The sequence below is a fragment of the Microbacter margulisiae genome, from assembly GCF_014192515.1.
Taxonomy (GTDB): Bacteria; Bacteroidota; Bacteroidia; order Bacteroidales; family Paludibacteraceae; genus Microbacter; species Microbacter margulisiae.
Genome location: NZ_JACHYB010000001.1, coordinates 825,013 through 851,692 on the forward strand (window position 1 = coordinate 825,013; position 26,680 = coordinate 851,692).

Genomic DNA, 26,680 nt, shown 5'->3' on the forward strand with positions numbered 1-26,680 from the left:
CAGTTTTCATCCTCTCGAAACACACTTTTAAACCCGTTGGCATGGTTGAAAATATGATACAAGCAATTAAACTGTAATTTCCCCATTTATAGGTTTTAATGGTTGTTTCTTTCAACTTTCCCAACGTTCTAAAACTTTGAAAAAGTTTATCGTTGATCAAAGAGAGATGTTTCCAAGACGGTCGATTTTGAGCTTGTATGGATTTAACCCAAATAATGTTCCTAAGCTTTGAATATTAATGAATCTTTTGCTTTCTTTAGAGCTAATATCATCAACAATCTGAGTTTCTAGATGATGTCTAAAGACTAAATCAATTTGTCCGCTACTTGGTTTAAGTGACATCTTCTGCATTCTATACAATTTATCACTAATAGTTTTGTAATCATTCGTTTCAATTGCCAATTGAATATCTTCACTTGCCATTCCCAATACAAACATCTCATTTTGTTGCATACTTAATTCCAGTTTTAATTGAACATCAGGCAACTTTTCAAGGAAACTCTCTGGATAAGTACCTTCTGGTTGGAGTTGAATCTTATCCCAAATTTCGGCTGCATCTTTAATGATTACGGGAATTCCATATTTTTTTCGTTCTACAGCGTGCCAGAATGTACAAACATGCTCAAATCTGTTACCATCCTTATCAGTATAAATAGCAATGTGATGATTATTACCGGGTTTTACAAATCCAATGTCTTTGCCTGCTTCATCTTTTTTGACAGGAACAACAGCAGATAATCCGGTAAAGCAACGAACTGATTTAATTGGACGTTTCAACCCCTCATCTTCATACCATTTGATGATAGATTTGTCACTTAATTGAACATCTTTAAATGCTTCTTTGGCTTTTCCGCCGAATTTATCAAGGCGTTGTTGTAATATGTTTTTTATCTTACCATCAATTACTTTGTCTATTTTGTTGAAATTGATATCTACTGTGTATTTAATAACGTATTCAGTTTTATAGCATGAAGCGTACTCAAGAATAATTTCTTTGTCTTTGTTTAGGTAAATGGGGTTGTTTTTCATTGAAGCAATTGCTTTTTTGATGTCCCCATTATGACTATCAATTCTTTCTTCAACCAATTGTTTAATATAAGGCTTTACAATTAATTGAGGATTCTCGAAAACATATTTGATTGGCTTCCTTACATCAATGGTTTTAATCTTTCCATAAACACTATCTTCGCTAAGTGAACCGCGTGGAATAATTATTCCTGTTTGAACTACCTTCTTATTTCCTCGTTTACCAATTTTACGTTTACCAATTACAGCTACCTTTTTCCCTGATTTAAATGAGATTAGAATATTAGCGACAGCTTCTTCAACATCGGCAACTTCTATAGGCTGCTCGCTGATTATATATTTTTCGAGTAATGAACGTTTTTCATTGAAAACAACTGAACGTTCTTCAATAGTGTTTTTCATATCTTCTCTGGTCTTTACAGCACTCAATGTATTGAAGCGTTGAATGTAGCCTTGTTTGGTACATGCTATTGTCAATGCATCAATGGCATGGTGGCGATGATCATCCCGTTTAGTCCATCCCGAAATAACTTCTTTCTGATGCTTGTTTTTGCCGTGTTCACTTTCCCATTCCACCATTTCGGTTAATCCCAGTTGTTTGTATTTTTCAAACTGAAGATTCATTGTAATTTCGTCCCAACCCCATAAATGTCGAAGTTCAGCAGTAACTGTACCACTGGTAGCCCATACGTTATGACAAATGGTTTGAAGTATCTCTCTCGCTTTTCGCGAAATATATTGACTTTCCCGAAGTTGACGATCTATAAAATTATCAGGTATTTTATCTTCGGGCATCAAAAGTTTATCTCGTTTGGTTTTGTTGATCACATGGTTTGCATATAATTCATTGACACGGTTTACATATTCGTTAAATACTTCCGTTGGCTTTGTTTTCATAAAATCATAGGCAGTCATGTCATTCTTGTTTTTGTTACAATGACGGTGAGCCAGTGTTTTATTGCTCTGTGAATCGTCAAACAGTTTTGATTTTGGAATAATGTGTTCAATATCTACATCGTTTCCTTTAATTGCTTCGGTCAATGAAATGGGTTGACCGCAATAAATACAAACAGCATTCAGTTTCTTTTCTTCATTATCAATTTCTTCATACAATCTCCATTTGATAATGTTATTTCTGGTTGCTTTCAATCCATATTCGGCTAATCGTTTGGTAATATTTTCATTTTCACGTTGCCGCTTGCTCATGGCTTTATCCGTATCATTGCGTTCTTCTTTGCTTTGTTTCAATTCACGGGCAAGTTCTACTCTTATTTCGTCCGGCTTGCCATGCTCTTTGATAATCGCATTCACCACGTTCACCATTTGGTTTAATATCTTTTCGACAATGGGTTGGCGAAGAGAGTTTTTCTGTATTGGCTTGAGTTGATCCAGTAATTTCCTTTTCAAATTCTCATCTTTGGTCAAAGAATCTGAATGTTCGTAGCCAGCATAACTCATGGCTTCGCTGTATTTATCACCTTCCATCAAGTAGGGTAGAATTTTACGAATAGCTTTTGCCGATTTGTTTCCAAAAGCATGTTTGCTGAAATCAATATCTGCCAACTTGTCGGCTATGGTTGGATCAATTTTAAACTTGGCTTGCAAAGCATTGCTACATTCCTGTTTGTCCTGAATAGAATAGATAGTATGCCACAGTTGATAAAGGGGTTCATGTTCAACGTTTGCATCAATGTATTGCGTTGATTTCTCATTCAGGATTTCAACTGATTTTTTGTCAACAAGATAACCTTTTTTATCGCTTTCAATAATATCTAAATTCAACCTCAAAAGGTGGTTGTATTGTGTCGGATCGCCCAAACACTGACGAATAGCATGTTTTGTAATATTTCCAACTAATCCTTTTTCTATCTGTTTGTTGACATGACAATTCTTTCTGTCGAGTTGAAGGATTTTCAATAAATCAGTAACTGTTAGTTTTTCATTGTTATCTAAGTGCTGAAAGATTGCTTGTTTCTGTTCCGCTGTTATTTCAATGTCTCCACCCAATCTTGAACCGACTTTGATGTTGTTGATATTCTCCCACATTTTGGACAGTTGATAGATAGGCGAACTTTTAGGAGCAACTTTTGGCCCAACAAAATATTCTTTTCCATCTTTAGCTGTCCGCCAAAAACCTTCAAAATCGCAAACCGAAACCAAACCTTTTTGCGATTTTAAAGGTCGTTGGTAATAAATAATTTCGTTTCGGAGTTTTGAAATAAATTCGTCATTTAGTATCTCGGGATAAAATTGTTTTTGTGTACTACAAATAGTGTCAAACTCTTCAATATATGCCTCGCGGGGAAAGATATTTTCTTTGACTTTGAAAAAAGAATCTTTGGATAATTCTTTGTAAAAGTATTGTCCGATAGTCAGATTTAGTTCCTTTATTTTTTCATGTCTGCTTTTTACAGTAGCCACATATTCAGTATCTTTCTTCCCTAAGTTTGCATCGCTGCGGCTGCTTTTATAACCTCGCTTTTGATTGAGCCACAATAATAGGCGACCAAGTTCTTTGAGGGTTATTTGTGAATGGACGGCTTTGTCTCGCAATGCCCAAAGTTCTATTTTAGGTAGATTCTTTAATGATTCGTCGGGAAACATATTTGCTTTTACTAAAGCATCAACAAGATACTTTCTTCGTAATTGATATCGGTCATATCCTTTTCGGGCAGTTCTGGCTTTCGTGCGAAGTGAATTTCTGCTTTCGCCCGTACCTTTTGCAAAATCTTTTCCCTCAGTTCCTTCATAAGGGATTATTCTGCTGCCCAAGCCTATAATAGTAGTCTTTTGTTGATCTTCTTCTATGAACGCCCAACCGATAGATGATGACCCTAAATCCAGTCCTAAAATTCTTTTCATGATGCTATATTTTAAGTGCTTTCTAGTAGGCTATAAAGTTAAAAACAGTATTTTGATCAACAATTTTTTCTGAATGATTTTTTTGTATATCTTTACATCATAATTCTGAAGCAAATCACAATAAGGATTATTCCGTTGTGAAAACATGTAAGGCGGGGCAACTCGCCTTTGTTTATGATTCTGCTATGACAATCTTTCCACAGCACGCATTTTTCACGACTTCTATGGAGCCACCCAGACTGGTATTGCCAAATTGAATTCCTGCCGCCGTCACAAAGGTTACATGCTTTTTGTCTTCTTCTTTCAGGGCGGTATCCAGCATTATTTCATAAGTTTGTCCGTCAATAATGCCGGTAGCAGGTAGCCAGTCTGTCGTCAGGCTCTTGGTGGTTGTCCATGCTGTTATATCGTTTTCAGGAAAATATTTCGGGTCTTTGTCATCCAGACTACATTCGAGATTGGCCAGAAACCCAAAGGAAAACACAAGCCGGAAATATGGCAGTTTCTGTACGTTGTACAAATCGTTGGCTGTATTGATACGCGGTACGGTTACCCGTAAACGCATCAGTTCCTTATCCGGGTCAAATTGTAACGCCCCGCGAAATATCGAGTTGAAAGGAAAACTTTTGTTCAGGTTATAACCGGTTAGACAATCGGCACACCGGGTAAGTTGCAGGCTCCGCTCCCCCAATGGATGTTGCGGATCCAATGCAATAATCTTTTTCCCTAATCCGTTCCAAAACGGCGATACATTGAAATCCCCCAGTCTGGCCACCTCCCTGATCGTTTCTTTCAGTGCCCTCGAAAACATGACACAAGCGCCCCATTCCACCTGGTGTTTGCGAACAAGGGCAAAGCTTTTTCCTGTCTTCATCTGCCTTGCCGAAGGACCTCCTTTGGTGCGTACATACACCTGGTCGCTTCCTTTTATTGTATAAAAAGACAAATTGGTTAATCCTCCCGTTATTTGTAAAGTACCTTTTAACCGTGCCATAGTGTTACTGTTTGGTTACTGTTATCATCATTGCTATTAACTTAAGTGCAAATATACAATATAGCGTAAATAGGTGATACCCATATAGTAAAATATTATGGAGATAACACAGTATTAATAAGTTTGTATTATCACTATTTATTTATTGTGATATCTTTGTAATATAACTGTAAGTTATATATTGATATAGAGAAGTGTCATGGGATGAAACATACTTCAAATAGGGAGGAAAGGTAAAGGAAAATGCTTTAAGCCGAAGACAAAACAGGAAGGGAAATAAAAAAACCTGCAACGTAAAAAGTGCAGGTTTTTATAGATAACATCAATGATTACCGGTTGATTTTTTAATTCTAATTTTTCATGTAAAGTTTTGATTTAATGATTGATAATAGCAGGTATGTTGTTATCAATCGGTCAAAGATACAATTCTGAAAGCAAATCACAACAAATCGTTTTTCGTGAAATACGAGCGAAAAGTTGTTATCAATCGGTCAAAGATACAATTCTGAAAGCAAATCACAACATTAACCGCCGTATTGATGAATATAGTTTGGTTGTTATCAATCGGTCAAAGATACAATTCTGAAAGCAAATCACAACAACGTCATCGCGATAGTTGTTGTGATATGAGTTGTTATCAATCGGTCAAAGATACAATTCTGAAAGCAAATCACAACCGTTGTATCCCATACATGGTAGCTACTTTGGTTGTTATCAATCGGTCAAAGATACAATTCTGAAAGCAAATCACAACCGTTGAGGAAATCAACCGCCAAAAAAGCAGTTGTTATCAATCGGTCAAAGATACAATTCTGAAAGCAAATCACAACAGGACATGGATTATCTTGAAATACCGTTGTGTTGTTATCAATCGGTCAAAGATACAATTTCTCAAAATAAAACCCTACTATTGCTCCAATAACTTGAGATAGTAGGGTATGTTTAGATTACATTGTTTAATGTATAGCAATCAAATCCTTCTTTGCATCAGGTGACAACGCGTTGTAATCAACAATGTTCAATGTAGCATTATTTGCAGAGGTAGCGTGATCTAAAGACACATTTATATTTCTGTCTTTAATTGTATACATTGCGCCGGAAGCAGGATCAACTATTAACATTCCGATAAGACCACCTAACAGAATATTTCCAAAATACCATCCATCCAAACTACTGGAGACAGTAACGACTTTCTCTCCAAATCCCGGAGATGATATTTTAATCTGATATAGTTCAGGACTAAAATAACCGGATGATGATTTCATCTTCACAGTAACAGGACTTACACCCTTAAATACTTCAATCCCTTTTTTATTCACTATAGAAATATTCGATCCTACCGGAGAAGTATTAATAGAAACAGGATAAATACTTTTGCTAAAAATAGTAGCACATGAGGGAAACATCAAAATGATGAGTAATGCAAACAAAACAGAAATCAAAGTTTTTTTCATAATTCAAAAAGTAAAGTTAGACTGATATTCACAAAATATTTATATATCAAAACTCCAATATTGGCCATACAGACATAATGTTTCATACATAAAATTACGATATAAAAGATTGATATACAATCATTAATTCAAAATTATTTTTTACTGAATGATATGTTATCCAGGTATGAAAGTAAAATCAAAAAAAATTGATTTTAACAATAAATTTCAGGGACAAATATAGAATTATTTTTTTTGAATAACAAAAAAACATATGATTGTTTACATTCCTAATAAAAACAGGAAGAAAATGGGGATTAGGATGAGTAATCGTTTGAAACAAGACCCCTAACGCAACTAAGCAGGAATTGGGTCAATAATCAGTCGGCAATTCATTATGCTCATTGTACCAGACACCATTGGATTTGGATTGTTCTACGTCAACTTCAATACCAATGTTTTTATTGACTTTATACAAAACCCCTACTCCACAGGCATTTTGTGGCACATACGGAGGATATCCCAAAAATTTATTAGAGGCAGTGCTCACCTGACCATAACCCTTTATAACCATTCGGTTCGAAACGTCGTAGCTGGCATTAATGGTAGCGGAAAAATCTGTAAACGATGGCAGTTGTGGTGATCCAAAAAGATAGTGTGAAATGACTGGCGTAACAGCTATGTTCAATTTTGATACAGGATGAAAGAGTAATGTAGTTCCGAATGAAGTGATGTTTTCGTATTTGAAGTTGTTGTACGTCTTGCCTAAACCAACCGAGAATTGTTCGTTGACAAAAAAAGGCATGCGGGAAAACAGTTTATTGGAGTAAACAGGAACTACAGTCGGAATCGTATCATTCAACTGAAAGGCAGGTGTTATGGAAGACACAAAAGAAATATCCCGGGTCTGAACCATATGCAAAGAATCAGTGGATATACTCTTCGTATCAGGAGATTGACCAACCTGCTTTGGAACACTGTTGTCGTCAAAAGATTGACTGAAACCGGCAGCGCTATAAGCCAATAATGAAATGATAATTATTATAAGTTTTTTCATTCGATAAACAAATCATTATTAGTAACTTTAACTTGGCAAACGTACAAAAAAAACATGCCGGTGATGTTTTTGCATGCAAATATTATCCTGATTTAACATGATTTGAGAATAAAACAAGACGGGCCTGTTGTACCTCAATGATAGGAGCAACAATAAATGGGTTTGAATATCTGAACATCTCCTAGTTCCCTTTCAATTTATAAGGATGAATACCCGGCCAACACATCCTGGTTACTCATGTAGTGTCAGATTATATGCTGACCGGGGAATATCACAAACATACAAAAAGAAGCTCTCTATTGAGGTATTCAATTTTCTGAAGTAATGTCGGAGGTTATCGGCTGATTGACAGGAGCCGTCCATTCAATACCACTTATATCAATCAGTTTCAACGTATAGTTTTGGGCTGTTGACAGTCCGCCGGTATCTATTTTTATTTCTGCTTTAGCACCTAAGGGAACTACTAAGCTATGCTTTCCGGGAACCACCTTTGCTACATAATAGTTTCGGATATTGGCTAAGGGGAATTTAGCTAAATCATGCTCATTCAATGATTTGACAGCTTCATTCTTTTGATTGTCAATTTCGATTCCTATCAAAAAAGAGCCATAAACATCCACTCCTTCTGTCCGGTATATATCAAACGTTAGTTCCGAATTATGCCATTTGACATTGGAAATTTCAATTTTAGGCTTTACTGATTTATTGTGCAAAGCACCCCAGACTCCTCCATGAAAATATTGATTTGTGAAAAGCGTCATTCCGAAAATAAAGACAGCTCCACCCAGGACAAACCATTTTGGATTTTTCATTGGCAACGCACCTGATCCCAGCCATTTAAACCAGGATTTAGAGGTAAATCCGTATCCCTTTCGGATAAAGTAATGGTCTAATGAAAATGCATCACTGCCTGTCAGAAACAAGGTAAACCCACCCGCCATACCTAATATGCCGATTTGCCATTCGTCTAAGCAGGTGGTGCCAAGCCATCCAGAACCTAAAAGAATTCCCATGGCAAGCAAAAACACGCCAATGCTCATCAATCGACTGAAAAGGCCGGACATAATAAATAACCCCAAGGTGGCTTCAACGATAGTGAACAGCATCATTGATATCAACAACAGATGCGGATGCAACAGCAAAAATTCGATCATGGGTTTTATCCCCAATGCATTCGGTAAAAAATGATTGAACTTTTCTCCTATATAACCCGGAATATCGGGATTCAGTTTGTTTGCCAATATCAATCTGCGCCAAAAAGCAGAAAAGTATGTCCAGCCGATAACCAACCGCAGCGCCAGTGTAAAAAAGCCGGCAGAAGTGGTGGATTGTATATGATTATTTTTCATTGTTGTGCCATTTAAAGGATTAAAAAGCTATTGTTTTGTAACCTTCTTCTTCCAGCCCAAGCATATAGATTAATCCGTTTGCGATGACAGGCATTTCCGCGGGAAGTAGTGATTTGTCCACGCCAAGCTGCTTGATAGATAAACCACAGGCAAGAATTTTCAATCCATAATGTTTTACCGCATCTACAACCAGATTTTGCAAGGCCTTATCCAGGGAGATCTCTTTCACTAATTCCCCGCAAGTAACTATTTGAAAGTCTATTCCGGAGCTTTTCTCCTTCAGTTCTTTACCTGTTAGAATGCCTGCCTTGAAGTGCTGGACATTCATTACCATCAGGGCGTATTTTCCATTTGACTTAATTGCCTGTTCTGTTTTGTTAACATTTTCTCTTGTTTGAGCCTGGGACATATTGGTTCCAAACATGGATAAGCAAATGCTAACTATGATAATATATGATTTCATGAGTTTGTGAATTTTGTAAAGACGCCATGACCAATAACATTCTCCTCGTATCAAAAGGAGTATCTTGTCATATTCGTCTCGTTATTAATTGTTTTATTGTAATTGTGATAAAATTTTGAACGGGTACAAAACGCCCAACAAGGAAACTCTATTTCGGATTTTCCTTGTTTGACAAATAGTTAAGCAGTGAATGCTTCAATCAAATCAGAAGCCGCTCGAATAACAGGTAGGAAGGAATTTTTTCTTTTTGACGACAGAATCCGTCAGTCTGAATATTTTCAGCTATTACAACCGGGGATACTTGTCTGGATGCAATAGAAAAATGAACATCCTGCGTCTGATCTTTTTTCTGTTTTACAGGTTGGTTTAATTCACAGAAGCTAGAACAGGCTATTTTTATATTTCCGTAAATGTTTTGTTGATTGGTTTCTATACGAAGGCTATGCTTTATTTCCTTTTTGACCGGGCATGGAATAGCCAGCAGTATCACCAAGGTAATAAACAGAAGATTATAATATTTCGACCAGGATAATTTCATTGGTGGCAAATGTAGCAATTTTATATGGAAAAATGTTGCCCGCTTTAGCGATAGATTGCCTGAAAACAGCACAGCCAACGCTCCTTGTGGCAACGTTGGCTGTGGAGTATTTTACAATACAGCAGAATGAATTACAAATTCATAAGTTTACAAATCTTTATGCGGATATAAAGCATCCCACCATTCAGGCTGGTTTTTCAGGTATTTTGCAAACCAGGCAAAAATAGTCTTTTGCCACATGATTCTGTCCTTATAATCCAGAATGTGATGGTTCTGCCCTTTAACTTCGACAAAATCGGCTGTTCTCCCCAGTATCTTCATGGCAGTATAAAACTGGATGCTTTCACCGGTCGGGACATTGGTATCAGCCGTTCCCTGCAACAACAAGATTGGTGTGTGTACCTTATCAGCATTAAACAGCGGGCTTTGATCGACATAGAGCTTCTTGTTATTCCACGGGAAACTGTTGGCAGAAGCTACAGCGCTGTAGGAATAACCCCAGTAGCCCTGGCCCCAGTAAGAGCCGATAAAGCTGATACCTGCATGATCGATAGCTGTTTTGAAAATATTGGTCTGGGTTTGTAGCCAAAGCGTCATATATCCGCCATAAGAAGCTCCGATACAACCTACATTGTCGGCTTCGACATTGGGGTGTGCAGCAATGAATTTCTTAGTGCCTTCAATAATATCCTGTGCATTTTCTTTCCCCCATCCGTTGACATGAAGTGCTGAAAATTTCTGTCCGAAACCAGTAGCCCCGCTGGGTTGCAGCGTATACACCATATAACCCATAGCAGCAAAGAGATTCAGCGGATACCTACCACCAAAATCACGTGTTGTAGGATCGGTACCACCATAATAATAAACAATGAGCGGATATGTCTTGCTGGGATCATAGTTGGGAGGATAATAAACCCGTCCTTCAATTGTTAATCCCTGCTTGTCTACAAAGTTCCAGTCTTCAATCTTTCCAAACTCGATATTTTTGAAAAATGACTTCTCAGGATTAGACACTTCGGTATCTTTCCCGTCAGAAAGATTGTAGACCCATCCTGTAGCAGGATGTGAGATGCTGGTACCCGAATAGCTCAACATAGGACTTTTAGTAGCAAAACTCATTTGGTTGATTACATCTACGTGGGTATCCAGTTTCTGAAATTGTTTTGTTTCGGGATTTAACTTCCAGATATCCTGATAAGAACGATCAGAGACCAAGAAATAGATCTGTTTGTCATAAGGATTCCAATAGGATTGCAACAAGGCAGGGGTGAAATCCCGCGTCAGGGGTGTCACTTTGTGATCACTCAAATTAAACAGGTAAGCCTGTAAGTCAAAATCATTGGGGATTGTACCTTTTTTGAGGATATTCCCGATGCCATTGAACATGGAAGGGCTTCCGGTTACCAAAAGCTGTTTACCGTCAGGAGAATAGACGGCATCGCCACCAAAGCTGGTAAACCATAGCGTGTCCACTTTCATCGTATTCAGGTTCATCTCCATCATCACCTGTTTTGTATAGGGACGTTCCGTATAGTCAGGAAAGTTCTGAGCAATCAGTATCCGATGGTCATCAGGAGAAATATCCTCCAGATTATTGGTCAAATAGCCATAGGTAAGAGGTGTTATGGAAAGATCGTTGATCTTTAACATAAAAAGTTGCGTACGGATGCGATACGAAGGTAAACGATCCTCCATTCCGTGTACCATAAATACACCGGAAGTATCTTTCTCATATTTTTCTTCGATTGAGAAAATCAGATATTTACCAAAATGATCCCATTCATAACCGGAAAAACGTTCGAGTTTATTCATTAATACCTTTTCATGATGAGTATCCAGATTATAGCACATCAACGCCTGAGAAACACCATTGTCGGCCACATAGGTAATTTTATGCGAACCCGGAACCCATTCAGCCTGATAGCGATCGCTGTGCAGTGAACTGAAAATAACTTTATGATCAGCAATGCTCTTTACTTCAAACCAATTAACTGTTTTCCCGTCAGGAGGATAAGTCTCCGAAAAGTTCAGCAGCACCAATGTTCCGTCATCGGATAGCTGGGTGTTTGTAAGCATTTTACCCAATAAAATATGGGAGAGATCAAGAAGCTGTTCATCCGAGGTGGAGAGACTGATGGCTTGACCGGTAAATTTCTTATCGTAAGAAACTTTAGCGTCGACCTGCCACGGAGCATTGTATTTCTTCTGATAAAGGCTTTTGATTACAACAAGATATTTACCCGGTTCCAGTTTCAACGAATCACTTTTTTGTGCTGCTTTACCATCTGCGTCATATTTTGAAAGCGTTAGGTTGCCATTGACAAAAAGTTCAAAATCCTGTGTCGTATTCACCGTAATATTAACAGGCACATAACGATTGACTTGAATATAAAAAGCCTGCCATTTCAACGCCAGATCATCTGTAATGGAAGAGATTGTACTTGAGCTCTGATCTTTCCAAATCACTTGTTGCCCGTCCGTAACCAGGAAGTCAGTTCCCGCTTTGACGTCTGTAACTGGTTTTTGCTGAAATTTCAACAGGTCAACCGGGGAGAATGACTTCCCCATCATGTTGTTTCTTTGATAAAAAGCAGGCATTTGTACCACCACAGGACCTGCTGTAAGCCATTGGGAAACAGTAAAACTAACGCTTTGCTGATTTATCTCTTCGGCATTTACCGGAAGAAAAATGCCTAATGAGAGCATCACCAGAAAAATAAACAGAAAATACTTTTTCATAGGTTTAATGATTAATATTTGAATCTTGATTCATAACTAAATTGATTTTTGCATAGATTTTCAAAGACAAGCAAGATAGGATACTGCGTTTGTCGTTTTTGATGATATAACACGCTACAAGGAGGATAACTCAGGATCATAAAGTGCTTTCCTTTTTAATATTTCATCCTTATCCATCAGGCCAAAGATACAATTTTGAAAGCAAATCACAACATACAAATTTATCACGTAAGCCTTATGGATATCGGGTTTCAAGCCTACCCTACTTTCCGCAATCAAACACGCAACAATGAATATATGGGGGAAAACTTATGATTTTGACACCAAATGATTTTACAGCAAACAACAATGGCATACAACCAAAAAGGTCGTATGCCATTTTATGTTTTTCATTACATGCCACCACTTTGAGGTGAAGTCGAAGATTTATCCTCTTTAATGAGCTCTTTTGGTTTCTGTTTATTCAGAGGTAGCGCCGTGGGATCCCAGTCCTGTTCAATATCCCAATTCACACGAAGTACAATCTTTCCAGGGAAATAATAGACCCGTTCAGGTTCTATCTTCCTTGCAAAATCACCTGTATCCCATTTCCCGTTATCATTGGAATCAATAAACATTCGCAAGTAATAGGTACCTGGCATTACGTATTTGAATGTCGTATTATTGTCAGGTGAAGCTTTGAGTGTTCGCAGCACTTTATCATTACCATCCAACAATTCATACACAACATGCTGCAACGGATGTGTTAAATGAATAATCAAAGAGGAATATTCTTCAAGCGCCCTTATTTTATATGCTTTCATATATTTGGTCGTCCACAACCCGTGGAAGTCCCTTAAAGCTGCCGAATCAATCAATAATTTATAGGATTCGTCAGGTTGGTAATCATAGGTAATACTGAAATGCATTCCCACATCGTCATCCTTATGAAACGCGAATCGTACGGGCTTCCACAATGAATCAATCTTTTGATATAAATGAATCTTCCCCGTATCGACAGTCATGACAGGAATCTGGAAATCAATGCGGATAGGCTCGTCCATATCCATTACCTGAGTAATATTGGTATCGAAGGTTGCGATTTTAATTACCGGTGCTTTGTTCTTTTCTTTTTTCGATTTTTGTTTTTTCTCCAGTCCAAAGCCGTGCCAATGGAGTTGCAATGTATCTGTGGCAGGCTCCAGTTTCCCGATTGAATCTGATTTTGCATAATGTAAAACAAAATGCAGGGTATCCGCTTTCGCTGCTAAAGTATCTGTTATCCAATATGTCAGTGTATCTGTAGTTACACTTTTCTGAATCAAAGGAGCCGATTTCCACCGGAATCCTAATGGGTTCAAATGAGGAAGCGTATCGGTCGGTGCAGTAAAATAAAGGACAAGCTTATCCGCTTCCGGTCGTTCCGACTTAAACAAACGCTGGCGAGAGAAATTTTCCTTGAAATATAATAACGTCAGGGTATCCGGCATATAATGCACATAAGACACATGCATAATCGTATCAATGGTGACAGAGTCCTTGCGAATCGTATCATTGCGTATATCCATTTTGGAGGAAGTATGGATCACTTTTTCATCAAAAGCAATACCTTCAGCAGGCTGACTGAACTTGTAATCACCATCCATGTCCTTCAGGGCATAAACACGATAGCTCCCCGGTTTCATACCCATTATGGAAAAATGACCATCTTTTTCAGTCTTCCCAATACGCAACATCGGGAAATGGGTAAATGCCGAATCGGATAAATTAGCATACACTCCCGTAAGCACACCTTGTACAGGATTCAGTGTCTGGGCATCAAGCACTATCCCACTTACCTGCATGGAATCGATTGTTGAACCTGTTGAAAAAGAAGTAGAAAAATTGCGGAGTATGTTCCCCTCACGGTAATCTTTGATTGCCCCGTTAAAATCAATCGTATAAGTAGTATTCTTTTGCAACGAATCATTAAACGTCACCACAACACGTCGTCCAGTGGAAACAGCAGCAGGCATTTGGGTCTGTGGCGGTGAAACAACAATTTTATCCAATGGATCATCCAACTGGACAATTTTGTTGAATAACACTTCTATTCTCTTCCCGTCAAAATTGGTTGTTTTATCCGGTGGATTGACTTTCAATACCTTAGGAGGCGTCAAATCTTTTGGACCTCCTGTGGGGCCAAGACCACGATTGGCACACGAGTCGATACCTATAATGAAAGCCACAACAAACAAAATCGTAGTGAACGAATTAGAAACAATACGCATAAAAAAGAGAATTGAATAATGCTAATTGTTTGCAAAAGTACAATCTATATTTCAATGATGATAATTTTATTTTTTCAGTTTAGATATAACGACAGTATGCACTAACGTAATCCTACGTACATAGATTGAAAAGATTTGCATAAAATACGGTCATTTTTTTTGTACCAACAGATGCGTTTGTCTGCAAATCAATTATTTTTGCAACAAGAAAAACTAAAACAATGGTTTACAATACAGCTAAAATGCATAAAATTCTTTGATAACAACATTATGGCCAATTTCACATCACAACATATTCTAAACACATCCACCAATTTATTGGGATTTTGTTTGTTTGTTATCACCTCACTTCATATCGCCAATCGTTCTGAAACACATGAAGTAGACAAGGTTACAGCCGTAATTGCCGTATTACTGACGGTGACCAGTGTCATCTCATTTATTTCAATCCGAACAAAAAACAAAAGGCGGGAACGATTATTCGAAACCATTGCTGATTACCTGTTCTTGTCTGCCCTTGTTGGCATTTTACTGATAATTATTCTTATCGCACTTAATCTGATAAAATGGTGATTAAAAGTGAATTTTCACACCACCAAATGCAGTAATCCCGGGCATAGGATAATAATGATTGGTTTGGTAACGGGTATTTAGTAGGTTTTCTCCATTTACAAACAGTTCTACTGGGTTAGCAATCTTATAGCTGGCAGAAGCATTCACGAGCGCATAAGATTGAAAATAGGGAGTGTTCGTAGGTTCAACATTCAAATGGTTGATATACTGAAAATTTGCGGTCACATTCCAACGATCTTTATGATACTGTAAGCCAGCATAAATATGATGACGTGGCGTTGCATAAACCGGTTGTGCCATATGAATATAACTATATGTCACAATCGCTGCCAAGTTGTTTGACAAAGCAGCATGTGCCGTCAGCTCAATCCCCTTATTCAATATATCACCAGCATTCTCAAGACCTTGTAAAGGAACCGTTATGATCATATTTCGGCCGCGAAGGATATAACCGGTCAGTTCCATGTGTAAATGATCATCGAACAACGATTGACCCATACTGGTTTCATAACTCATTACTCTTTCTGTACTTAAATGTGGGTTGTGGCTCCACATGAACAATTCCTGCAAAGTAGGATTACGAAAGCCTTTTGAGACATCAGCTTTCCAAGTGGTTCGCGGAGCTAATCTCCATGCAAACCCGGCATAAGGAATCCATTGTAAGGATTCAAAAGAAGACTTATCCAAACGCAATCCTGCGGAGAGAGTCAATTGATGGGCAACGGTTTGTTGCACAAATCCATAAGCAGCCACTTCATTGGAAAGGGTATCAATAAAAGGTATTGTAAAGTTTGGAGTAATCGTTTCGGCTTTTCCGCCATAATGCAACCAATCAGCGCCTAATGTGATCCGGTTTCCTTCAAATAAATGAGCTGTTTCGCTCAGCATTACCCCACCCGTTGCATCTCTGGAATAGAAGCCATCTGAAATATGATGCGTTCCGAAATTATTGAAAACATTGATTGATCCGGAAAAATGATCGTAATGATTCGTCATAGCAAATGCCCAATAACCCCGAAGGATATTAATTTGCGCTCCCGGAACAGCATTCACGGTATCAGGCCCCGGATCGGAAGCTACAAAATGAGCTAGGCTGATATCAAAAGTACTCTTCCAGTGCGTGTTCATATCATAACCAGCTTTGAAGTATCCATTATAAATGCTAAAAGCAGAATGAGGACGGTTTCCTGCCGTTTGATCATGGTTTACGGAAGCAAAAATGTGCCATTTTTTCCATTTATAACCACTGGAAGCCATATATTTCTGAGTATTGTATGAACCAACCATCACATTAGCGTCTCCATGAAATCCATCCTGCTTTTGTTCGCGTGTAATGATGTTGATTACCCCGCCAATAGCATTTGAACCATACAAAACAGAAGCCGGTCCCCTGATAACTTCCACTTTTTGAGCATCAGAAGCAACATATGAATCTGCCAAGGGATGACCAAATAATCCCATGAATTGAGGATGGCCATCAATCAACATTAAGACACCGGTGGTTGGATTTCCTCCGACACCCCGAATGGATATCTGACCTGCTGAACCCGTAGAAACGCCAAATCCAGTGACACCACGTTCTGTTACGAATAGGCCGGGAACCAAACCGTTAAGCACCGGCAACAGCGCCGAGCCATTACTCGCTGCAAGCTGGGAGTGATTAACTACAGAAACCGATAACGGTACATTGTTTTTATTAATCTGAACTGGCGATCCTGTAATAACAACCTCATTCAAATTCACTGTATCCCGTAAATTTTTAACGGATTGCGAGGCAAATATAATCGCTGTACAACTTAGAAAAACCAATAAAAAAACAAATCGATTTATCATATTTTCTATGTTTTTGTCATAAAAAAAGCACACAAATTTCACAATTTGCGTGCCTGATAACATTAAATATTAACTTATAATTATTATTTATGGCGCGGAAAGTGAGGGACTTGTATCCGCTAATTTCTATAATGTCTTTCAATGAGTTATAGCTGAAAAAATCCAGGGTACCCGATTTTTCACCCTCTAATTATTTACTCATAAAGAGTGACCCAATAATTGAAAAATCTTATACTACAAATGTAGCTAGTTTTGATGATATTACAATGGATTGCGGACTATTTTTTAGTATGGTTTAAATGTTTTTTATTCTTCTCTTTATTAGCTTATTGTATTGTCACACTAGTTGTATTCTTACCTTTCACAGGCTTCATATTGCAGACTATTTTTTAGTGTAGTAACCGGGAGATGATAGGGAGATAGCTACCTTTTGGTGTCCTTATCCCCTAGACTATCCTGTGATGAAAGGTTGTACTTGTTCGGCTTTTAGCCCGGTGTATTGGCAAAATTCGTCAACGCTGACAAACTGGTGTTCCTGCTTTTGAAAGTAGATTTTAATCTGAGCCAAAAGCATCCTGCTGTAGCGTTCGCTCTTGCCGGTTATAAACCAAATTGCACCAATCTATCGAGGCATCGGTAAAATAGCTTAACTATCTGTATCATAATTTGTTTACCTATAGAAACACAAGACTCTTGTTCTAAAATGCCAGAAAGTGTATGAACCTGAGAATTATTTCTATTGTTTTTTCACTTGAAGTAAAAAAGCAGTTTATCTCTAAAAATATTGTTGCATTCTTGTTTCGCAGCATATGATTTTAGTTTTGATTTATGCCGTAAAAGCACTGTCGATAAATTAGCTAATCAACATTTATGCTGATTTTTATTCATCAGTCACTGCTATTACTTGCAAATGTTGAATAATAGCATAAAAAAATCGCTTCAGTTTACACCAAAACGACTTTACCATTAAACAGATCCGACATTTATTTCAATACATTTTGCCACAAAGTTTCTTTATCCAATTTTTTAGTGCAAAAAAACCATTCATGACACGTCATGTCGTCTTTGCCATTCATTCTTTCCCTAGCTACATCATACGAGCCAGCAATCGGCACAATCACATCATCTCCTGGCTTCCAATCAGCAGGTGTAGCCACATTAAATGTATCAGCCGTTTGCATTGCAATCAGAGCACGATATAATTCTTCAAAATTACGGCCAAGACTTAGTGGATAACACATCATAGCCCGAATCATTCCTTTTGGATCAATAAAAAACACAGCTCTGATCGTTTTTGTACTGCTTTCTCCAGGCTGAATCATACCGTATTTATGTGCAATTTCCATCGTATTATCTTCTATAAGGGGAAAATTCACTTCTACATTTTTCATCCCTTTATATTCAATCTTCTCCTGAATAGTCCGTAACCAAGCTATGTGACTGTAAAGACCGTCAACAGACAAACCGAGCAACTTGCAATTTGCTGCTTCAAATTGTTCCTCCATTAATGCAAGTGTCATAAATTCAGATGTACACACTGGTGTAAAATCAGCAGGATGGCTAAAAAGAATTACCCATTTACCCCGATATTGTAAAGGAAAATGGATTTCACCTTGTGTAGTCATTGCTTTAAATTCCGGGGCTTTGTCGCCAATGCGAGGCATCGCAATTATTTCATTTTCCATAATAGTGTGTTTTATGAATTCCGTTTGTCGAAATTCGGTTTATATTTGCCTGATTATTACGTTAAACAACTCCACGTCAAATTTCTGTATATTAATTTTTATACATCATACAGGAGAGTTTGATCACTAACAAATATAACGCTTATTTTCTTAAAAAGCAAGTTTGAAGAAAATAAAACAGACGTTTTTTGTGTTAATCTTTCAAATCACTATTATCCGGTTTTCAAGAATACATAATCATCTTTATCAAGCAATACAACAGAGAATACAAATTAAAAATCAAATTATCAAAAGAATAAACTCACACAAATTCTCAGGAACAGATCAAGTATCATAAAACACAAGAAGTAAAACCTCAAAATCAAGAGGTTTTACTCCTTGTTATAATTTTACAATAAATGAAATTTATTTTTTAAAGAGTAACTCCTGTTTTAAAGATAGCGATTTCACGAAAGTTATTTTTTTCAGCATTAATCTTCTCGCCATTAATTACTTTAAGGAGAAAATCAATAAATTGCTCCCGTAAAGCTATCATAGAAGTATTTTCCAACAAAGATCCAGCATTAAAATCAATCCAGTGTGTTTTATGAATCGCCAATTTCGTATTTGTCGAAACTTTCACTGTGGGGATAAAACTGCCAAAGGGAGTTCCTCTTCCGGTAGTAAACAAAACCAGTTGGCAACCTGCTGATCCTAAAGCTGTAGTTGCTACCAAATCATTACCGGGAGCACTCAATAAATTTAATCCGTGTTTTTGGATGCGATCCCCATACTGCAAGACATCCTGAACAAGCGAAGTTCCACTTTTTTGGGTACAGCCCAACGATTTTTCTTCCAAAGTCGAAATACCTCCAGCTTTGTTTCCAGGAGAAGGATTTTCATAAATCGGTTGATGATTTTGGATGAAGTATTCTTTAAAATTATTAATTAAATGCACTGTTTTTGCAAATACGTGCTCATCATTACAACGATTCATCAAAATAGTCTCTGCACCAAACATTTCGGGTACTTCTGTCAAAACCGTCGTTCCACCCTGAGCAACCAAAAAATCAGAAAACGATCCTAATAAAGGATTTGCCGTGATGCCAGAAAAGCCATCCGACCCTCCACATTTCAGGCCAACCCGAAGAGCTGACAGAGGGACAGGTTGCCGTTTATCCTGCTTCATTCGGCCATAAAGTTGTCGTAGTAATGAAAGGCCAGTTGCAATTTCATCTCCTTCAATTTTTTGGGTTTCCATGAACAAAACTCTTTCTTTATCATAATCTCCCAGTATATCACGAAATGCTGAAACCTGATTATTTTCACACCCCAGTCCAACAACCAAAATGCCACCGGCATTCGGATGTAACACTATGTCACGCAAAATATTACGCGTATTTTCGTGATCACTGCCTAATTGTGAACATCCAAAGTTATGAGGGAAATCCACTACGGCATCTACACCCTTACCCTCAATCTGATTTCGAAATAAATCAGCAAGCTTGCGTATCGTCCCATTCACACAACCAACCGTCGGAATAATCCATATTTCATTACGGATACCAACCTCTCCATTTCGACGCACATAACCATTGAAAGTCATATGACGGTTTTCTTCGGCTAAAGTATGATGTATAGGAGTATACGAATAATCGCGCACTCCCTCCAAATTCGTTCGGACATTCTTTTCATTGACCCATCCCCCTTCTTCAATAGCTTGAATTGCATGTCCAATCGAATATCCGTATTTTAGAATCAAATCACCAGGAGTAAATGGAGTTAATGCAATCTTATGACCTACCGGAATTGATTCTTTTACAGAGATTAATTGACCATCACTTAAAGATATTTGTTCTCCTGCATGAAGTTCAGTTAATGCCACTGCTACATTATCATTCGAATGAATTTTTAAAACTTGCATAGCTATACCGTCTATTATTTTGAAACATATTTCACAGCTTGCAGCATTCCCTCCCGTTGGATTAGCAATAACAAAGCAGCTAATTTTGAGGTCAATCCTGCAATTTGGTTCAAATCCTCTCCCCAGATTATGTCAGCTGCCAAGACTCCTTCTGCAACCTTTTGAACTGATCCTGTAGCCCACAAAGATTGTAGTAACATTACAATTTCCGTGTCATCTTTTATATCAATTATATCTTGATTTCGTTTCCCTCCTTTATAATACGTACAAATTGCAGCTAAACCTAGCACCAATCCATCAGGCAAATTGCCATTTTTGTCAACATAAATTTTTAAGCCGGGAATATTTCTTGTTTTAAATTTAGGGAAAGCATTCAGCATAATGCTTGTAACAAAATGCTTTACATAAGGATTTTGAAACCTTTCTAAAACAGCATTTGCAAAAGCTATCAATTCGTCAGTAGGCAAATTGAGGGTTGGCATTAATTCATCAAAAATAACCTGACGCACCAATGATCCAACCACTGAATCTTCCACACATTCTTTTACAGTATCAAAACCAGATAAATAACCTACCGGAGCCAACACCATATGCGGTCCGTTTAATAATGTAACCTTACGTTCATGATATGGTTTTTCGCTATCAACAAATAAAACATTCAAACCAGCTTTATCGGCAGGGAATTCCTTAGCTACTGATTTAGGGGCTTCGATAACCCAAAGATGAAAAATCTCACCCTTAACAACTAATTTATCTTCAAACTGTATTCTATTTAATATTTCCTGAATATCATCTTTCGGATACCCGGGAACAATACGATCAACCAAAGTACTATAAACACCGCAGGAATTCTCAAACCAAAATTTAAAATCATCTCCTAATTGCCATAATTCGATATACTGTTCAATACATGCTTTTAATTCAACTCCATTATGAAAAATCAATTCACATGGAAAAATAATCAGACCTTTATCGGCTGACCCTTGAAAAATGTTGAATCGATGATAGAGCAATTGGGTCAATTTACCAGGATACGATGCGGCCGGTTTGTCTGATAACGAACAAGAAGGATCAAATGTAATTCCAGCTTCAGTTGTATTTGAAACCACAAAACGTATCTCTGGATTCTCTGCTAACTTCAAATATTCGGGAAAATCTTTATATGGATTTAATCCTCTCGAAATTACATCTATCAATTCGACAGAATCAACCACTTTCCCATGTTCCACTCCTTGTAAATTCAAGTGATACAAGCCATCTTGACTGTTTAACATATCAACCATACCATTTTCAATAGGTTGGACAACAACAACACTACTATTAAATGCAGCTTGCCTGTTCATGTTAAAAACAATCCAATCTACAAAAGCACGCAAAAAATTACCCTCTCCAAACTGAATGATTCGTTCCGGATAAGATTGAACCGAAACATTTTTTCTGTTTAACTGTCTCATTTGTTGAAATTGTGTTTAATAGCCAATCTCGTTGGGATTGACCAAATTAAAAATAATTAATTATATATCAGATAGATCATAAAACATAATCACATCATGTCCATTCTATTGTAATGCCAAACATATAAACACATAACAAATTACTACCATCATCAAAAGACGATAGTAAATTATGCTTTTTTACATGGTAAGATTACATTCAAGAAAAAAGCAACTAAAGAAATTTCAATAGTTGATAATGCCGCGACGGATGAGAGTCAGCCTTGAAGGTTTTCGTTAATATTGCTTGTAATGAGTATAAAAATCAACGTTTTCTTTATATAATAAATCAATCGGCATATAATTGATATGATTCACAGGTTGTTTGAGCACAACATAGTTAAACATAGCTTTTATTGCATTATAACTTTGATATTCAGGTCTTTGTGATATCAACACTGATATTTGCCCCTGTTTTAGATAATGTACATTACGTTCTAATGAATCATAGCCCAAAAGAACTACATTTTGAATATCATTTCTTTCCAAAAAGTCTGCAATATTATAAGCAGTTGAATTAAAAATTACAGCCGCTCCAACGTTATTACGCACATCAAAAGCCTGGCGCATTAATAATTCATTTAGATCAGGATTTCCAGCTTGCAACTCAATATTTATGACTGAAACATTCGGTCTGTATTCACTCAAATATGATAAAAAACCCTCCTGTCTTTGCAATGTTTGATTTGCTCCGATAAAACCTTTTCTTAAAGTACGAAACAACAACACATTCTGGTTATCCTTTACCTGAAGCATCAATGTTTTGGCTCCAACATAGCCACTCTGGAACGAAGGCTGTCCAAAATAAGCCAAAAAATCAGCATTATCAATCTGTGAGTCGATAAACACTACAGGGATTTGACGTTGCTTCATTCTTGCGGTAAATATCAAGCTTTTATCTCGTAAAATCGGAGAAAATATCACACCATTGCATTCTGCATTTTCAAGATCATCGATTGCCGAGAAAAACGATTGCGCATCAAATTGATTGAAATAGCGTTTTTCCACAAAAACATTAAATTTTGCAATTTCTGCCATTACGCGATCAATCCCCTTATCGACTTCTTCCCAATAATCTCCTGGGTTATACGAAGGAATCAACGTAATGAAAAGATAAGTTTTTTTTGCAGATAAGGAACTAGCAATCAAATTTGGCTCATAATGCAATTCCTCCAACGTTTTTCTGATTTTAGCTTTACTTTTTTCAGAAACTTCTCCTCTATTATGAAGAACTCTATCTACTGTACCTGCAGAAAGGCCTGACTTTTTAGCAATGTCTTTGATAGTTATCTTTTTCCCGGGGTTCATAACGTTGGTATTGAAATTTGATGCGAAGTTATAATCATTTTTTGACACTCAAAAACACGTGTACGAACACGTTTTTATTACACCCATATAATCTCTGGATATGGTATTGATATATAGTACTATACACAGACAGAATGCACATATTGATAAAGATTTCATCAAAACATTTTCATTTATTTAACATATAATTGTTATAATCACCGAGGCATATTGCAAATCAATAAATAATTACGAGAAACAGAGACAATTATCACAAATAATGTTTTAACAAAACATTCCAAATACAAAAATAAAAATATTCAATATCCTAATAGATTTACGATTTTATCTAAATAGTATCGATCTATTTCATCAAAATCATTCAACTTAGTACTATCAATATCGAGTATTGCAATAACTATATTATTAATAATTAATGGAATAACTATTTCAGATTTAGACAAAGAGCTGCATGCAATGTGTCCTGGGAACTGATCAACATCAGGGACAATAATAGAAGCAGCTTGTTGCCATGCTTTCCCGCACACACCTTTACCAAAAGCAATTCTTGTACAAGCAATCGGACCTTGAAAGGGACCTAAAATCAGCACATTATTTACTACCCGGTAAAAGCCAACCCAAAAGAACTGAAAAGTCTCTTTAAGAGCAGATGCAATATTTGCAAAATTGGCGATTAAATCATCCTCATATTCGACTAAAGCTCCCAATTGGGGCAATAAACTAAGATATTGTTCTTCTTTATCTACGTTTTGTAATATTTGCAACGTTTCGGCCATGATCAAAATTTAAAATCAACTAAAACATTTGTCGTAATAAACATACGAAATCCCACTAACTTTATTCAAAAGGTTCATCATAAACCAGAGACTAATTTTTTATCAACTTAAAATTCAACTCCCTGATTATTCACAATTTAATATTCTATCAAAAATAGCATTCTGTTTTGAGCTACGTTAAAACAATGGATTTTATGGAACACAAGTACTCAACTAAAAAAAATTACCGATATTTGCACTATGTTTGAAACCATTTGGAAAGGCATCTTTATAGGACTTTGTATATCAGCGCCGATGGGCCCCATTGGCGTTTTGGTTATTCAGCGAACTCTTAATCGTGGCAAATACTATGGAATTGTAACAGGATTAGGGGCAACGGCTTCTGACTTGCTTTATGCTATCATTACGGGGTTCGGAATGAGTTTTGTTGTAAATTTTTTACAAGCTCATCAATTTGGGTTCCAAACATTTGGGAGCATTTTTGTCTTTTTGTTTGGATTTTATCTTTTTAGAAGTAATCCAGTACGACAACTGACAAAAAAGCCCGACATGAAAGAAAGCTATATGCAAGATCTGGGGACTTCCTTCGCATTAAACATATCCAATCCTCTCATCATAGTGTTATTAATGGCGCTATATGCACGTTTCAATTTTATTAATTTACAAACATCTTTTTTAGAATCAGCAGTAGGTATGCTCGCCATTCTTATTGGCGCTACTGTTTGGTGGTTTGTACTCACATATTTTGTCAATCTTTTTCGCCATAAATTTAATCTTAGAGGTTTACGCTTCGTCAACATTATAACCGGTAGCATTATCATGGCATTAGCACTGATTAGTCTTATTTTAACCTTGGCCGGAGACGTACTACTCTAGTTCGTAAAAAATGGACATTAAAAGGATTTAATTATTTGACAAATAGTTGATAATCTTGATAATAAATGATCCAATTGATCTAAAGGCAACATATTGGCTCCATCTGATAAGGCTTTTGCTGGCTCCGGATGAGTTTCAAGAAAAATACCATCAACTCCGACAGCAATTCCAGCTCTGGCCATTGTTTCAATAAGTTGAGGCAACCCACCTGTGACACCTGCTGTCTGATTTGGTTGCTGAAGAGAATGTGTAACATCCAATATGACAGGATATCCGAATTGTTGCATAAGTGGGATTCCACGATAATCAACCACAAGATCCTGATATCCAAATGTTGTACCCCGCTCTGTTAACATTACCTGATCATTTCCGGAATCAACCACTTTCTGAGCTGCAAATTGCATGGCTTGCGGAGATAGAAACTGCCCTTTTTTAATATTAATCCATCGTTGAGTCTTGGCGGCAGCTTCTAACAGTTCAGTTTGACGGCAAAGAAAGGCTGGAATCTGCAATACATCAACATATTCTGCAGCTAAAAACGCCTCTTCCTCTGTGTGAATATCAGTAACAACAGGAATATCAAATGTTGATCCAACTTTTTGTAAAATCTTCAACGCTTTCTCATCTCCAATTCCTCGAAAAGAATCAATGCGAGAACGGTTAGCTTTTCGATATGATCCTTTGAAAACATATGGTATGGCATATTTATCTGATAGATTCACAATCTTTTCAGCAATCGCTAAAGCCATAGATTCTCCTTCTATCACGCAAGGACCTGCAAACAAAAAGAAATTTCCTGATTGGCTATGTTTTAAACGTGACAATGAACTGGGCAGCATAGAACAAGTTTTATGAAGTTATGATTATTAGGCTCATTTATAAAAAACTATGTACGGAGATATTCCGATGTTTGAATGTGAAATTTCTTTGCATGATATAGCTAAAAAGAGTCGTAAACAGCGTGACAATCATTTTTGAAGGCGTTGGATAAAAATGTAAATTACCAACCAGAATTTTTAATCCAAAATAGTTGATCAAAATACATCCCGCAACTACTAAAAAATAACGGAACAATTGTACTCTACCACGTAGCAACGAACCATTGAAACTAATATATTTATTTAATAAGAAACCTGTTATGAATGTTATTGGGAATGTACATATAAAAGCTGCTATATAAGGAGTGATCGCTACAAATGGCAAATACACCAAATGTTTTTGGAAAACAAAATTGTAAAATATGGAAAACAAAAACCAATCAAATACAACATTTGCTGATCCACAAAAAATATACCGGAATAAAGATTCCGGAATGCTTCTCTGAAAAATTGGCCAGTAAAATAAATCAATAAATTGAATGATCCTTCTACGGATAAATTTGCCTGTTTTTTTTATTCTATACACGTTTGTTACAAAAATAATAAATAGCTTTATAAATGCAGGTTGTACAATAATTTGTAGCTAATTTTGTACCTCAAAATATGAAACAAAGATACAATTTTTTACTCATCCCGGCGGCAACA

At 36.9% G+C, this 26,680-nt stretch carries 19 protein-coding genes and 1 CRISPR repeat array; of the genes, 2 read left to right on the forward strand and 17 right to left on the reverse strand.

All coding sequences use genetic code 11. The features are described 5' to 3' along the window. Positions 1–156 precede the first annotated feature (156 nt). From cas9 to FHX64_RS03505, 9 genes are all read right to left on the reverse strand, one after another. A complete protein-coding gene (gene cas9 / locus FHX64_RS03465; protein WP_183412439.1) occupies positions 157–3,888 on the reverse strand; it encodes a type II CRISPR RNA-guided endonuclease Cas9 in 3,732 nt (1,243 codons plus the stop codon). A gap of 172 nt (positions 3,889–4,060) precedes the next feature. Then, positions 4,061–4,882, reverse strand: a complete 822-nt coding sequence (locus tag FHX64_RS03470) for a hypothetical protein (protein WP_183412440.1) — start codon at positions 4,880–4,882, stop codon at positions 4,061–4,063. Positions 4,883–5,281: 399 nt separating this feature from the next. After that, positions 5,282–5,712: a CRISPR direct-repeat array (repeat unit 47 nt; unit sequence GTTGTTATCAATCGGTCAAAGATACAATTCTGAAAGCAAATCACAAC). 126 nt (positions 5,713–5,838) lie between these two features. Further along, positions 5,839–6,336: a hypothetical protein gene (locus FHX64_RS03475; protein WP_183412441.1), complete on the reverse strand. Its 498-nt coding sequence runs from the start codon at positions 6,334–6,336 to the stop codon at positions 5,839–5,841. A gap of 352 nt (positions 6,337–6,688) precedes the next feature. Further along, complete coding sequence (locus tag FHX64_RS03480) at positions 6,689–7,372, reverse strand: hypothetical protein (RefSeq protein WP_183412442.1); 684 nt, start codon at positions 7,370–7,372, stop codon at positions 6,689–6,691. 308 nt (positions 7,373–7,680) lie between these two features. Beyond that, entirely contained in the window at positions 7,681–8,721 is a 1,041-nt protein-coding gene (locus tag FHX64_RS03485) for a TQO small subunit DoxD (protein WP_183412443.1), read from the reverse strand. A 19-nt stretch (positions 8,722–8,740) separates the two neighbouring features. Continuing rightward, positions 8,741–9,184, reverse strand: a complete 444-nt coding sequence (locus tag FHX64_RS03490) for a DsrE family protein (protein WP_183412444.1) — start codon at positions 9,182–9,184, stop codon at positions 8,741–8,743. A gap of 199 nt (positions 9,185–9,383) precedes the next feature. Beyond that, a complete protein-coding gene (locus tag FHX64_RS03495; protein WP_183412445.1) occupies positions 9,384–9,722 on the reverse strand; it encodes a hypothetical protein in 339 nt (112 codons plus the stop codon). A gap of 147 nt (positions 9,723–9,869) precedes the next feature. Next, positions 9,870–12,461, reverse strand: a complete 2,592-nt coding sequence (locus FHX64_RS03500; RefSeq protein WP_183412446.1) for a S9 family peptidase — start codon at positions 12,459–12,461, stop codon at positions 9,870–9,872. Positions 12,462–12,853: 392 nt separating this feature from the next. Continuing rightward, the gene (locus FHX64_RS03505) at positions 12,854–14,710 is read right to left on the reverse strand and encodes an Ig-like domain-containing domain (protein ID WP_183412447.1); all 1,857 of its coding nucleotides are present in this window, start codon (positions 14,708–14,710) and stop codon (positions 12,854–12,856) included. 270 nt (positions 14,711–14,980) lie between these two features. Here FHX64_RS03505 and FHX64_RS03510 point away from each other — a divergent pair, with 270 nt between their 5' ends. Continuing rightward, on the forward strand, positions 14,981–15,283 hold the full coding sequence (locus FHX64_RS03510; protein ID WP_183412448.1) for a hypothetical protein: 303 nt from the start codon (positions 14,981–14,983) through the stop codon (positions 15,281–15,283). On the opposite strand, the gene FHX64_RS03515 is transcribed toward FHX64_RS03510, so the two are convergent. From FHX64_RS03515 to FHX64_RS03540, 6 genes are all read right to left on the reverse strand, one after another. Then, complete coding sequence (locus FHX64_RS03515; protein WP_183412449.1) at positions 15,284–17,116, reverse strand: TonB-dependent receptor; 1,833 nt, start codon at positions 17,114–17,116, stop codon at positions 15,284–15,286. It abuts the gene before it with no gap. 983 nt (positions 17,117–18,099) lie between these two features. Continuing rightward, positions 18,100–18,801 (reverse strand): peroxiredoxin, encoded by a 702-nt coding sequence (locus tag FHX64_RS03520; protein ID WP_183412450.1) that lies wholly within the window; start codon positions 18,799–18,801, stop codon positions 18,100–18,102. Positions 18,802–19,213: 412 nt separating this feature from the next. Next, positions 19,214–20,710, reverse strand: a complete 1,497-nt coding sequence (locus FHX64_RS03525; RefSeq protein WP_343053504.1) for a UxaA family hydrolase — start codon at positions 20,708–20,710, stop codon at positions 19,214–19,216. 8 nt (positions 20,711–20,718) lie between these two features. After that, positions 20,719–22,158, reverse strand: coding sequence for a tagaturonate reductase (locus FHX64_RS03530; protein ID WP_183412452.1), 1,440 nt, complete (start codon positions 22,156–22,158; stop codon positions 20,719–20,721). A gap of 276 nt (positions 22,159–22,434) precedes the next feature. Next, on the reverse strand, positions 22,435–23,505 hold the full coding sequence (locus FHX64_RS03535) for a LacI family DNA-binding transcriptional regulator (RefSeq protein ID WP_183412453.1): 1,071 nt from the start codon (positions 23,503–23,505) through the stop codon (positions 22,435–22,437). A gap of 299 nt (positions 23,506–23,804) precedes the next feature. Beyond that, positions 23,805–24,281 carry a GAF domain-containing protein gene (locus FHX64_RS03540; protein ID WP_183412454.1) on the reverse strand — a complete coding sequence of 159 codons (477 nt, stop codon included), beginning with the start codon at positions 24,279–24,281 and terminating at the stop codon, positions 23,805–23,807. Between the two features lie 240 nt (positions 24,282–24,521). Here FHX64_RS03540 and FHX64_RS03545 point away from each other — a divergent pair, with 240 nt between their 5' ends. Then, positions 24,522–25,157: a LysE family translocator gene (locus FHX64_RS03545; RefSeq protein WP_183412455.1), complete on the forward strand. Its 636-nt coding sequence runs from the start codon at positions 24,522–24,524 to the stop codon at positions 25,155–25,157. 17 nt (positions 25,158–25,174) lie between these two features. On the opposite strand, the gene kdsA is transcribed toward FHX64_RS03545, so the two are convergent. Further along, on the reverse strand, positions 25,175–25,981 hold the full coding sequence (kdsA, locus tag FHX64_RS03550; protein ID WP_183413514.1) for a 3-deoxy-8-phosphooctulonate synthase: 807 nt from the start codon (positions 25,979–25,981) through the stop codon (positions 25,175–25,177). 52 nt (positions 25,982–26,033) lie between these two features. Further along, complete coding sequence (locus tag FHX64_RS14440) at positions 26,034–26,561, reverse strand: GtrA family protein (protein WP_183412456.1); 528 nt, start codon at positions 26,559–26,561, stop codon at positions 26,034–26,036. Between the last annotated feature and the right edge of the window lie 119 nt (positions 26,562–26,680).